This is a genomic window from Moritella dasanensis ArB 0140 (assembly GCF_000276805.1).
GTDB lineage: Bacteria > Pseudomonadota > Gammaproteobacteria > Enterobacterales > Moritellaceae > Moritella > Moritella dasanensis.
The window spans coordinates 1-13,240 of the sequence record NZ_AKXQ01000021.1 but is presented as its reverse complement, the minus strand read 5'-3'; the positions used below and the strand labels follow the sequence as shown (position 1 = coordinate 13,240).

The window sequence follows — 13,240 nt, the reverse complement described above, 5'->3', positions numbered from 1 at the left end:
CGTTATCTTTTATTTCTGTCATTTGTTATTTAATCATTTGTTCTCAGCCTTAATTTTAATTATAATCAACTGATCTTTTATACAGTGCTATTTATGTTGTACAACTTAGTTGGTTATGACTCGTTAAGCTTATGAAAAAAATTATCCACATCGATATGGATGCCTACTTCGCAAATGTGGAAGTGAGGGACAATCCTGCTTACAAAGATATCCCTATCGCGATTGGTGGCATGAGCGATCGCCGTGGCGTGATAGCAACGTGTAACTATATAGCCCGTCAATATGGTGTGCGCTCAGCTATGTCTTCGTATAAAGCGTTGCAGCTCTGTCCTGATTTAACATTAGTACCCTCACGTATGCAGGTTTATAAAGACGTTTCAGCCCAGATCCATGAAATATTTTCTCGCTATACCGACTTGATCGAACCGCTGTCGTTAGATGAGGCCTATTTAGACGTTACTGACTGTAAATTATTCTCTGGTAGTGCGACGTTAATTGCCGAAGATATTCGTAAAGTTATTGAATCTGAGTTAGCACTTACTGCGTCAGCGGGTGTTGCACCCATTAAGTTTTTGGCTAAAGTTGCGTCAGATATTAATAAACCTAATGGACAGTTCGTTATTACCCCATCACAGGTGAAATCCTTCGTTGCTGACTTAGCCTTGAACAAGATCCCTGGTGTGGGTAAAGTGACTTGGCAAAAGCTAAATCGCGTTGGTTTATATACTTGTGCTGACGTACTTAAGTTCCCTGCAGAAGACATTATTGAAAGCTTTGGAAAGCTCGGCCACAGTTTGTTAGAACGCTGTCAGGGCATTGATAATAGACCCGTTTGTAACGAACGTAACCGTAAATCGGTAGGGGTTGAAATCACGTTACCTGAAGATATTGTCACGTTAGATCAATGCATGGCTTTATTTCCGCAGTTATATCAAACGCTGTTACAACGTCTGCAAAAAGCATCACCAGATATGCGCATAACTAAGCAAGGCGTTAAGTTAAAATTTAATGATTTTACCCTCACCAGTGCCGAGCAAAGCATCACCACCCTCGATGAGCACCTTTTCACTGACTTATATGCACAAGCACTGACAAAACAAGAACAACGCAGTATTCGTTTAATTGGTTTATATGTCGGCCTTGCTGGCGACAATGACAGTGAGCAATATAACCTGCTGTTTTAGCATCGAATTTATTCTATTCAATAATGTCCTTTCGCTTTCTATAATCATTCCGTTATTTCCCTATATTCCTAAAAGTTATTAAGAATCAGCTTTTGTTCTTTGGCGGTTATAAGTAAAAGGACTATATTGATCCAAACGATATGAAATTATCCAATTTGGTCTGATGGAGTAGAAGATGAATCAACAGAGGTTGACCCACCTTAAACAGCTGGAAGCTGAAAGTATCCACATAATCAGGGAAGTGGCTGCAGAGTTTGATAATCCGGTAATGATGTATTCAGTCGGTAAAGACTCATCTGTAATGCTACACCTTGCACGCAAGGCTTTTTACCCAGGTAAAATACCGTTTCCATTATTGCATGTTGATACTAACTGGAAGTTTCGCGAAATGATTGAATTTCGTGACAAGACTGTAGAGAAATACGGTTTTGACCTGTTAGTACACCAGAATCCTGAAGGGATCGCGATGGGTTGTAGCCCATTTGATCATGGCAGTTCAAAGCATACCGATATTATGAAAACCCAAGGTCTGAAACAGGCGCTGGATAAATACGGTTTTGATGCAGCATTTGGTGGTGCACGACGTGATGAAGAAAAATCACGTGCTAAAGAACGCGTGTATTCATTCCGTGATAAACATCACCGCTGGGATCCGAAAAACCAACGTCCTGAATTATGGCGTACTTATAACGGCCAAGTGAATAAAGGTGAAAGCATTCGTGTGTTCCCATTATCAAACTGGACCGAGCTGGATATTTGGCAATATATTTATCAAGAACAAATTGAAATTGTGCCGCTTTATCTTGCCGCAAAACGCCCTGTTGTCGAACGTGATGGCGCGTTGATCATGGTTGATGATGATCGTATGAAGTTACAAGCGGGTGAGAAAATCGAAGAGAAGATGGTGCGATTTAGAACGCTCGGTTGTTACCCATTAACAGGTGCTGTGGAATCTGAAGCATTAACATTACCTGAAATTATTGAAGAAATGTTACTGGCGACAAGCAGTGAACGACAAGGACGTATGATTGACCATGATTCTTCAGCTTCAATGGAACAGAAGAAACGTCAAGGTTATTTCTAGGTAGGAGCAGGGTAGATGAACAGTCAAATAGCAAATGAATTAGCACAAACAGATATCGAAACCTACTTACACCAACAACAGCACAAAAGCCTATTACGTTTTTTAACGTGCGGTAGTGTTGATGATGGTAAAAGTAGCCTTATTGGTCGTTTATTACATGACTCGCACCAGATCTATGAAGATCAATTAGCGGCGTTACATGTTGATAGCCAAAAGTCAGGTACAACTGGCGAAGCAATTGATTTAGCCTTATTAGTTGATGGTCTTGCTGCTGAACGTGAGCAAGGCATTACCATTGATGTAGCATACCGTTATTTCTCGACAGCAACACGTAAATTTATTATTGCTGATACACCGGGACATGAGGAGTATACCCGTAATATGGCCACGGGTGCTTCTACTTGTGATCTTGCTGTGATCTTGATTGATGCACGGAAAGGCGTATTAACGCAAACTAAACGTCACTCTTATATTGCCTCATTATTGGGTATTAAACATTTTGTTGTTGCCGTGAATAAAATGGATCTAGTTGATTTTTCTGAGCAACGTTTTGAAGAGATCAAAGAAGAGTACTTAGGTTTTACTGAGAAGTTAAACGATATTACTATCGAGTTCACACCGTTATCAGCGTTAAAGGGTGACAACGTCGTTGACCGTTCTACGCGTACGCCTTGGTTCAAGGGCCGTACATTATTAGAATGTTTAGAAGCGGTTGATACCTCTGATGGCACGCTTGATAAGCCGTTCCGATTACCAGTGCAATACGTCAATCGTCCTAATCTCGATTTCCGTGGTTTTGCTGGTACGATTGCAGCTGGGCAAATTAGTGTCGGCGATAAAGTTGTTGTTTTACCATCAGGTAAATCAAGTACGGTTAAATCGATTGTTACTTTCGATGGTGAACTTGCTTCAGCACATCAAGACCAGGCAATTACGTTAACCCTTACTGATGAAATTGATGTGAGCCGTGGTGATATTTTAGTGTCGGCTACGCAGCAACCAGTTATCTCTGATTCGCTTGTCGCAAACGTGGTATGGATGTCAGATCAAGCCCTTGAAATTGGTCGTCAATACGATATCAAATTGTCGAGCAAGCAGACCACAGGTCAATTTACAGCGATCCGTAATAAGGTTGATGTGAATACGCTGGAAGAATCGATGGCGACAGAATTAGCACTGAATGAAATCGGTCTATGTGAGTTAACACTAACTGAAGCCGTTCCAGCTGACAACTATCAAGACGTTGCTGACACGGGTAGCTTTATTGTTATTGACCGACTGACTAACGTCACTGTTGGTGCGGGCATGATTGAGCAAGTACTCGATACTAAAGGAAGTACTCACTTACACGAATTTAGTGAGTTTGAAGTTGAATTGAATGCGTTAGTACGCAAGCACTTCCCAAAATGGCAAGCTGTCGATATTAGCAAGCTGTAGGACGTTGTTATGAATGTGATACAGGGAAGTATTTTAGTCTCGCTGGTGATCTTTATAGGTTTACTTATTTCAGGTAAGTTTCGACCTTCAAGTTTATTTGGTGCGATGGTTATCTTCGCTTACTTGTCCGGCTCTATTGAGATGCCACAAGTGATGGCTGGATTTACCAATCCTTCTCTTATCACATTAATTTTATTATTATTGATTTCGATTACCATTGAAAAAACACGTTTAATCAGTTGGATTGGGCGACAGTTATCCACGGGGCGTTTTACCGTTGTGGTGGCAAAATTAGGTTTCTCTACTGCACTATTATCTTCTTTCACTAATAATACCGCTGTTGTTGCATCACTTATTGGTGCGGTGAAGCGTAATAATACCCATGCACCTACTAAACTACTTATTCCACTTTCTTATGCTGCTATCTTTGGCGGTACTTTGACCTTGATTGGTACTTCGACCAATCTTATTGTTAATAGTTTTGTGGTTGATGCAGGGCTTCCGCCATTAGGTTTTTTTGAATTTTCTATTATCGGTTTAGCTGGTTTTCTTGCGGGAATGGTTGTGCTTATTACCATGAGCCACCGATTACCCGACCACAGCCAAGATGAGACGGAAGAATTAGTTTATTTTTTAGAAGCACATGTAAAACCAAACTCAGAACTGGTTGGAAAAACCATTACTGAAAACAATTTACGTGCGCTAAAACAGCTATATCTTGCGGAAATATTACGGGATGGCGAGGTTATTTGTCCCGTTTGTCCAGAAGAAGTATTGCAAGCGAACGATCAGTTGTTGTTTTGTGGTGACGTTGACTCGGTCGGTGTTCTACAAGATATTAAAGGCTTGAAATTGTTCGGCCAAGGCGAGTTGAATGGTCAGCATCTTGTTGAAGTGATCGTCAGTCATTCTTCAAAATTAAATGGTTTAACGCTTAAAGAAAGTAAATTTAGAGCGCATTTTGATTCTGTGGTTGTGGCTATTCGCCGTGGTCATAGCCCGTTGCGAGGCGGGCTCGGTAATGTACGTTTACGTGCCGGTGATACATTATTGTTGGCGCCAGGAGCTGAATTTAAAAACAACAAAGATCTGAATCGTGATTTTGTTGTCGTCAGTGGCTTAGATGCGGCCACACGCTTAAGTGATCATCGAAGTATTGGCGTTTTAGCTGGGTTTGTAACGACGATTGCGTTAGCACTCACTGGCACCTTGCCGTTATTGAAAGGGCTGGTCATATTCGTGTTGTTATTATGTATGAGTGGCACGTTATCTTTGCAAGAAATCCGCAGACGTTTACCGCTCGATCTGTGGATTGTGGTTGGTAGTGCCTTGGCGTTATCGAATATGCTACAAACTACCGGTGTATCTGATTTATTAGCCGATTATTTATTAGAGGCATTTAATGGTTGGGGTGTACTTGCTGCATTTATTGCAACTTACCTTGCGACATTATTACTCAGTGAATTAATCACCAATAACGCTGCCGCTGCGCTCGCATTTCCCATCGCGTTTAGCTTGGCGCAAAGTTATGGCGTGAGTGAATTGCCTTTTATTATGGCGGTTATCTTTGGTGCCAGTGCGAGCTTTATCTCGCCGTATGGTTACCAAACAAATTTAATGGTTTATAGTGCCGGAAATTATGCACTATCAGACTATCTGAAACTCGGTGTACCGACATCGATTGTCTATTCCACTGTGGTATTAATCATGATCCCATATGTATTCCCATTTTATCTGTGAGCGTGTAATGACTACAATTATCAAGGACAAAGAGGCTGGCGCAACAGTACCAGCAACTGACAATATCGTATGGCATCAACATAGTGTTGATAAAGCAGCAAGAGCAGCGAACAAACAGCAGCAACCTTGCGTACTTTGGTTTACTGGTTTAAGTGGCTCAGGTAAGTCGACCGTCGCTGGCGCACTCGAGAATGAGTTGCACAAAGCCGGTTACCATACATATTTATTAGACGGCGATAATGTGCGTTTTGGTTTATGTGGTGATCTGGGTTTTAGTGATGACGATCGTAAAGAAAATATTCGCAGAGTGGGAGAGGTGGCAAAGTTAATGGTTGATGCGGGTGTTATTGTATTAACAGCATTTATCTCACCACATCGTCAAGAGCGTGAATTAGTGCGTTCACTACTCGGTGACAATGAGTTTATTGAAATACATGTGGATGCCGATCTTGCCACGTGTGAGCAGCGCGATCCGAAGGGACTTTATAAAAAAGCCCGTGCAGGTGAAATCAAGAATTTTACCGGTATTGATTCTGTGTATGAAGCGCCAATTGAACCTGAACTGTATTTAGATAATGGTAATAATCCTGTGTCTATGTCAGTGCAACAGATCATTACGTATCTTGCCCAGCAAGGTCATATTAAATAAGGGAGTAGTGGTCAATAAATGGATAATTTAAAGGATAGTTCAATCGATCATTCAATCGATCATTTAGTCAGTCAGATTAATGATATTGCAGTGGCTGCGGGACAAGAAATTTTAGAGATTTATCAGCGTGATTTTAAAGTTGATATGAAAGATGATAACTCGCCGGTGACGGAGGCTGATGTTGCTGCCAATGACATTATTGTCGCAAGTTTACGAACTATCACTCCTGACATTCCGATTTTATCTGAAGAGGGAAGTAGTATTCCTTGGGATGAAAGAAAGCACTGGCAAACATTTTGGCTAGTCGACCCACTCGATGGCACCAAAGAATTCATCAAACGTAATGGTGAATTTACCGTTAATATCGCCTTGATCCACAATCAACAGCCAATATTAGGCGTTGTTTATGCGCCAGTCTTAGACAAGTTATATTACACGACAACGCAAGGTGCATTTTTATTGCATGCAGGCGAGACAACCCAATTAAGTGCATTAGCAATACCTGATTATGAACCAGTTAAAGTGGTCGGTTCACGTTCTCATGCAAGTCCTGAAATGGCCTTGTATTTAGCGCGTTATAAAGACACTGATATTATACCGGTTGGCAGTTCACTGAAGTTTTGTTTGATTGCTGAAGGCAGTGCACATTGCTATCCACGCTTAGGCCCTACTTGTTGGTGGGATACCGGCGCTGGACATGCCGTTGCTTGTGCTGCAGGCGCTAAGGTTGTACAACTTGATGGTTCACCTTTATTGTATAACCATCAAGAGTCGGTATTAAATCCATTTTTTGTTGTTGCTAAGTGATATAGCATTTTGAAGTAACTTGGGTATCGATTTAAAAATGGAACGCATGATGTAAATGACTGGTTAGCTCTGCGAAATATTCACCCTTGCTTTCGTGAGGGATGAGTTTAGCCAGTTCATCACCAATATTAGTAAAGCGGTAATACTTCATACGCGATGAACGGTTTTTGACTTTCATTGTTAACGTCTCTTCCCCATAGCTTATCGGTAGATCTTTATCTAAAGGTAAATTAACCATTTCTAATTCATTGTGATGAATTAACCCCAGATCCGCTAACGTTAAAAAGCTACTGTAAGGTAATTTGTGTCGGCCTAAGTTGATCGATTTAAATTGTGGTTTATTAAACAACAAGAAGCTTTTGCTGTTATTTTGGCAATTCAATATAATCTTTCGATTAGAGTCATTACCGACCTGCGAGCTTAAGTTGCAAGCAACCTGAAACATTTGCGCTTCGCGTTGTGTCATTTGATTGAGGGTGCGTAATGATTTTACCGAAAAACTACCCGAGTGACTTAATTCTAACGCAAAAATTTGTCCCCATAGTGTTTGCATATGTAGACCTGAAATATCTTTTGCCATGGACATGAATGCACCCAGCCAATCAGGGTCTATATTCTCACTGGTGACGTCATCACAGAAATTATTCGCACGCATGACAATACTTTCTAGGTTTTTTTGCTGTTTTATCTGTTCTTGGTTAACCCGCTGAATGGCCCTGTGTTCAAATGTCGTATGCTTATTGACTGTTAACATACCATCGATGCCTCGTTCTTTGGCAACTTTACGTAACTGTTGAATACTGTTTAAAATATTCGATTCAACTTTATTTATATTGGTATTTATATTGGTATCAGTAACAGACATAGTAAACCTAGCAGCGTATTAAAATGGTGTGGGAGTAAGCCTTTATTTATACCTGATATGGCAATAAAAGTATTGTTTTGGGAAGTGAATTTGTTAGATAGCGAGGAATATTTTTATGAGGGATGATATCTGGAAATCATGTAGGCGAGTCATGTGCTCATAAATTGAGTTGACTCGCCCATTGTGCCTCTTACGGTAGCTTAGATAACTCTATTATATATTCGCGTTAATTAGCCCTATCACGTTATCAATCTCTGTTGGATTCATTTCACCATCTTTGATGAACAGGATTTTCCCTGCAGGATCTAACAGGATGATCGCAGAGCTGTCTTCAGTGAGTCCCCATTGATTGCGGAGATCGCCATCTTCATCGACAACGAAAATAGCATCAGGAAACTCTTCTTTGTTTGATTTTATTTGACTGGCTACGATGGCGCCAGTACCCCAAATCGCGTCATCTAAATTAACGAGCGTTGCGGTGTTATATTTTTCGAATGGAAAGTCAGAACTCTTCAATGCATCAATCATAGGTTCGTTCAATTCTTTTGCCGACGTACGACCCGCAATATGCTGAACTAAAATAACTTTGTTTTGTAATTCACCTGTAGACCACTGGCGGTATTCAAACTCACCTTCAACTAAATCTACGTAACCTTTCTCTGCAATGGTTACTTGAGGTAAGAGCTCTCCGATGGTCAAATTATGGCTTAAAGCAATAAATGAAGTGAGAGATAAGGTGATCGCCGCCAGTATTCTTTTCATTATTTTTATCCTTATAAATATAAATATGAAAATGAGATGGAATTACATTTATTCGATAGCAAAATAGCTCGCTACTTTGAATGTAATAATTTCACATATTATTATATTTACCAAGATAATCTGATCGGAAAACCCAAATATGTGCTCAATATAATGATTCACTAATTAATTCTGTGTTTGAGGAAAGGATTTTATCTAATTTTGTTTTAGAACCTGAGATTACTGTGTATTGATTTTCGTTAATCATTATTTTTTGGCCTTCAACACCACTTTTACTATCAATCGTTAACCAGACTGGAGAGACGCTGCCAATACTGTCAGATGGATAAAGCATGAAAAGCTCATACTCGGGTGCGAGTTGACTAATCAATGTCGCGAGTAGTAGTACTTTTTCATCGCTGTCTGCTTCATTGGTTTTTAATACGCTGATGGGCGAAAAGAAACTGTCGTCATGCTCTTCTCTATCTGGGATCGCATACACCCATTGTTGCGCATTTTTAACGGCCGTGGTGAATGACTGTTGCTCAGCTAACTGTGTTGCTATGTCTTTTAGGTAGGCTCTGTATTCGTAAAAAAGTTGAGAGTAATTCGGTCTCACACAAGGCAGATCTTTGTTATCAGGGTGAACGCACGGGGTTATTTTAAGATGATAGAAGGCATCATTTTGATATTGGTCGTATGCTTGCCAAAAAAGCTGTGATGCATTGCTGTCATCTTTATTGGTAAACGCATATCTGATATCAATCAGCTTTTCCTGATCATCTGGGGTATAAAAATTAATGCGCTCGATGGCAAATTCAAGTCTTGGCGTTAGGTAGGTATGAATTGCTTTGATGGGGTAGCTTAATGAGAAGGATAATTTATAACTGTCTAATAATGATGTTTCGACAATTTCAGTGTCAAAAAATGAGTTAACCTTTAAGTTTTTACCTTCTTTATCTGTCCATTGCCAGTTTATTGAAAATGAATTTGTTTCACTGTTAGGCAGGTTCATCATGCTTGAAGAAAGATTATGTCGCTCATCGGTATCACCTGACAGTGATGCCATTACGGGGACAGACAGAAACATTATTATACTTGTGGCGATAGATGACCACAAAGGGGCTTTACACAATGAAGAGTGAGACATTGAATGAATCTCAGGTAATGAGCGATTCACTAAGCTTGGTAGAAAATGTGATTGATATCAAAAAAAATACAAATTATTTTTTGTTATCAACCACACAATATATTCAACATCGTTGCTATTACGCTAATTTACTTGGCGCAGTTAACAGCTGATTACCAGCCTTTTACGATTGCATTATTAAATATTTTGTTCGCTTCTTCATACACTTCTTGTGTTTGGAATGCCGCGATGAACTGCTTCACTTTCTCTGAATCTTTATTGTCATTACGTGCAACAATTAAGTTTACGTATGGTGATTCTTTATCTTCAACGAATACACCATCTTTTGTTGGTGATAAGCCAATTTTAGTCGCGAATGTTGTGTTTATTACAGCAAGTGTCACGTCTTCTAAGTTACGCGCTAGTAATGCTGCTTCTAATTTTATAATCTCAACACCGAATGGGTTTGCTGTAATATCTAATTCAGTAGCTTTGATTCCAACACCCGGTTTAAGTGCAATGATACCTTGCTGTTCTAACAATAATAACGAACGACCTAGATTTGTTGGATCGTTTGGCACTGCAACCTTGTCACCTTCTTTTAACTCGTCAACGCTTTTTATTGACGTTGAGTAAGCGGCAATTGGGTAAACAAATGTGTTTGCTACTGCTGTAATATCGTAACCACGTTGTTCGATTTGAGCATCTAAGTAAGGCTTATGTTGGAAAGCATTTACATCAATACTGCCTTCTTCTAAAGCGCGGTTTGGTGTGACATAATCGGTAAAGGTTACAATTTCAATATCAAGATTATATTTTTCTTTAGCGATATTTTTTGCAATCTCAACAACTTCAGCTTCAGGGCCAGCCATTGCACCCACTCTTAATACTGTCGAGTCTTTATCGCCACTACATGCACCCAATAATACACTTGATGCGATAGCCGTTACTGATACTAATTTCTTTAGTGAAAAATCCATGATTATTACTTCCTTTAGTTGTTAAGATTATTATCTGTGGTCGACTTTACTGACTAAACGTTCACCGATAGATTGAATAATCTGGACGATGATCACCAGTAAAATAACGGTAATTAAAATAATTGTAGGGTTAAAACCAATATAGCCATGCTGAATACCGACATCACCAAGACCACCGCCGCCAACTGTCCCAGCCATTGCTGAATAGTTTACTAATGTCACTAACGTGATGGTAATGCTGTTGATAATACCTGGCATTGCTTCTGGTATAAGCACTTTCGTTACAATTTGTAACGGTGTTGCACCCATGGTTTGCGCCGCTTCAACTAAGCCTGTCGGAACATCTAATAATGCACCTTCAATTAATCGCGCAATAAATGGGATTGAAGCGACGGTTAATGGCACGATCATCGCGCCAGTACCGATTGATGAGCCAACAACGAGACGTGTAAACGGAATAATAGCGACAAGTAAAATAATGAAGGGTACCGAGCGTCCAATATTGACGATGATGCTTAATACATTATTTAATTTATTGTTTTCTAAAATGCCATCTGCTTTTGTTACATGTAATAAGATGCCAGTCGGCATGCCAAGTAAACACGCAATTGCAGCAGCGATGCCAACCATCACCAATGTTTCAAGGGTCGCAGTGAAAAGTAAATTAATCATTTGTTCAGTCGACATAACCGATAACCTCTACGTTAACTGCGTGTTGTTGGAAGAATGCTTTCGCAGCAATGGTGTTTTCTTTCGTACCAATAAGCTCGGCAAGCATATAACCAAATTTAATGCCGCCAGCAAATTCAATATCGGCACTTAAAATGTTTACATCAACATTTAAAGTTCGGCTTACTTCGGAAATAACCGCTGAATCAACACTGTTACCGGTGAAACCAAGGCGCACTAATGGCATTGAGTTATCTTTTCTATTTAATGACAGACGCTGTTTGTATTCATCTGGAATTTCAAGGTTAATCGTTGCTTCAATAAAGATTTGTGCTAATTCTGTTTGCGGGTTAGCGAAAAAGTTAGCAACGGTATTTTGTTCAATAAGTTCGCCTTTATCGATGATCGCGACGTGATGACAGATGTTCTTTACGACTTCCATTTCGTGCGTGATAAGTAGAATGGTGAGACCGAGTCGCTCATTGATATCTTTTAATAACGCTAAAATCGACTTTGTTGTGCTTGGATCGAGTGCTGATGTTGCTTCATCGCAAAGCAATACTTTAGGTTCAGACGCTAACGCGCGTGCAATCGCTACGCGTTGCTTTTGACCACCACTTAATTCAGCGGGGTAGGCGTTATGCTTTGTCGTTAAACCAACAAGATCAAGCAGAGGCGTGATCTTATCTTTAATTTCACTTTTAGATATACCAGCTAATTCAAGTGGCAGTGCCACGTTATCAAATACTGTGCGTGATGATAGTAAATTGAAGTGTTGGAATATCATGCCTATTTGACGTCTTGCAGTACATAGCTCTGCTTTGCTTAATTGTGTTAACTCAACGCCATCGAGTTGAATTGAACCCGAAGTTGGTGTTTCAAGTAGATTTACACAACGTATCAATGTGCTTTTACCTGCACCTGATGAGCCAATTACACCGAATATTTCACCACGTTTAACGTTTAAGTTAACGTCTTTTAGGGCATAAACAGGATTTTCTGTAGTTTCAAATATTTTATTTATATTTGCTAATTTGATCATTTCAACGCCCAAAACGAAAAGTAAGAATTAATATATAAGAGTAGATATTAATTCTTTATATATAAGTAGTAACTGGATACATATGCTAATTAGTTAGTGGAATAAAGTCAATGGACTTTTTTACATCTAGACGTCTAAACGTTTATTTATATCATTATTAGGTAATAAAAAGGAATTAGAGATTAAAAAGGTAACGATTGCGAAATTCTGGTGGCGTGGAATAATGACCGATTGTATTTCATAGTTAAATGAAGGTGAAAAGTAGTGGCGACTCCAGCTGTGTTTTTAGATCGCGATGGTGTGATAAATAAAGATAAAGGTTATGTTTCACAAATTGATGACTTTGAATTTATCGAAGGCAGTATTGAAGCAATGCAACTATTAAAGCAACATGGTTATCTTATTGTTGTTATCACTAATCAGTCAGGTATTGCACGGGGTTATTATAGCGAAGATCAATTCATGACCTTAACTGAATGGATGTGCGGATTACTTGCTGATCGCGGGGTTGATCTAGATGGTGTTTATTATTGTCCTCATCATCCTGACAAAGGTATCGGTGATTATAAGCAAGACTGTTTATGCCGTAAGCCAAATACTGGGATGTTGGATAGTGCAGCACAAGCACTGGATATTGACTTTAAACAGTCGTTTTTAGTGGGTGATAAATTATCTGATATTCAAGCAGGTCAAAAATCACAGCTTAAAGGTAATTATTTAGTGTCGACAGGTAAAGTTGTATGTGAAAAAGGCGCTAAAGTCGCTGATGGTGTATTTCACGACCTTTTATCTGCAGCTAAGGCGATAATTAAAGACTAAATATATACTTTGTGATTACTATTTGAGCGATTGCATTTTTTTTAATAAAAGAACTTGCCAATAAAACGCAGATCTCTATAATCGCTCCCACTGA

General features: G+C 39.5%; 13 protein-coding genes. 7 read left to right on the top strand and 6 right to left on the bottom strand.

The window, feature by feature from the left end; translation table 11 throughout:
• Positions 1-131: 131 nt before the first annotated feature.
• From dinB to cysQ, 6 genes are all read left to right on the top strand, one after another.
• Positions 132-1,184, top strand: a complete 1,053-nt coding sequence (gene dinB, locus A923_RS0116075) for a DNA polymerase IV (RefSeq protein WP_017222711.1) — start codon at positions 132-134, stop codon at positions 1,182-1,184.
• A gap of 175 nt (positions 1,185-1,359) precedes the next feature.
• Positions 1,360-2,268, top strand: a complete 909-nt coding sequence (cysD, locus tag A923_RS0116070; protein ID WP_017222710.1) for a sulfate adenylyltransferase subunit CysD — start codon at positions 1,360-1,362, stop codon at positions 2,266-2,268.
• 15 nt (positions 2,269-2,283) lie between these two features.
• On the top strand, positions 2,284-3,705 hold the full coding sequence (gene cysN, locus A923_RS0116065) for a sulfate adenylyltransferase subunit CysN (RefSeq protein ID WP_017222709.1): 1,422 nt from the start codon (positions 2,284-2,286) through the stop codon (positions 3,703-3,705).
• Between the two features lie 9 nt (positions 3,706-3,714).
• Entirely contained in the window at positions 3,715-5,445 is a 1,731-nt protein-coding gene (locus A923_RS0116060) for an SLC13 family permease (RefSeq protein ID WP_017222708.1), read from the top strand.
• A 7-nt stretch (positions 5,446-5,452) separates the two neighbouring features.
• Positions 5,453-6,094, top strand: a complete 642-nt coding sequence (cysC, locus tag A923_RS0116055) for an adenylyl-sulfate kinase (RefSeq protein WP_017222707.1) — start codon at positions 5,453-5,455, stop codon at positions 6,092-6,094.
• Between the two features lie 18 nt (positions 6,095-6,112).
• Positions 6,113-6,901 (top strand): 3'(2'),5'-bisphosphate nucleotidase CysQ, encoded by a 789-nt coding sequence (gene cysQ, locus A923_RS0116050; protein WP_017222706.1) that lies wholly within the window; start codon positions 6,113-6,115, stop codon positions 6,899-6,901.
• A gap of 31 nt (positions 6,902-6,932) precedes the next feature.
• Here the strand turns inward: cysQ and A923_RS0116045 are convergent, their stop codons facing one another.
• From A923_RS0116045 to metN, 6 genes are all read right to left on the bottom strand, one after another.
• Complete coding sequence (locus tag A923_RS0116045) at positions 6,933-7,766, bottom strand: TIGR03899 family protein (RefSeq protein ID WP_017222705.1); 834 nt, start codon at positions 7,764-7,766, stop codon at positions 6,933-6,935.
• A 213-nt stretch (positions 7,767-7,979) separates the two neighbouring features.
• On the bottom strand, positions 7,980-8,528 hold the full coding sequence (locus A923_RS0116040; protein ID WP_017222704.1) for a YtfJ family protein: 549 nt from the start codon (positions 8,526-8,528) through the stop codon (positions 7,980-7,982).
• A 145-nt stretch (positions 8,529-8,673) separates the two neighbouring features.
• Positions 8,674-9,597, bottom strand: coding sequence for a hypothetical protein (locus A923_RS0116035; protein WP_237716230.1), 924 nt, complete (start codon positions 9,595-9,597; stop codon positions 8,674-8,676).
• Positions 9,598-9,809: 212 nt separating this feature from the next.
• On the bottom strand, positions 9,810-10,616 hold the full coding sequence (gene metQ, locus A923_RS0116020) for a methionine ABC transporter substrate-binding lipoprotein MetQ (RefSeq protein WP_017222700.1): 807 nt from the start codon (positions 10,614-10,616) through the stop codon (positions 9,810-9,812).
• Between the two features lie 30 nt (positions 10,617-10,646).
• Positions 10,647-11,303 (bottom strand): methionine ABC transporter permease, encoded by a 657-nt coding sequence (locus A923_RS0116015; protein WP_017222699.1) that lies wholly within the window; start codon positions 11,301-11,303, stop codon positions 10,647-10,649.
• Positions 11,293-12,327, bottom strand: coding sequence for a methionine ABC transporter ATP-binding protein MetN (gene metN / locus A923_RS0116010; RefSeq protein WP_017222698.1), 1,035 nt, complete (start codon positions 12,325-12,327; stop codon positions 11,293-11,295). Before metN ends, A923_RS0116015 begins: the two co-directional genes overlap by 11 nt.
• 264 nt (positions 12,328-12,591) lie before the next feature.
• Between metN and gmhB the strand changes: the two genes are divergently transcribed.
• Positions 12,592-13,146, top strand: coding sequence for a D-glycero-beta-D-manno-heptose 1,7-bisphosphate 7-phosphatase (gmhB, locus tag A923_RS0116005; protein ID WP_017222697.1), 555 nt, complete (start codon positions 12,592-12,594; stop codon positions 13,144-13,146).
• Positions 13,147-13,240: the final 94 nt, after the last annotated feature.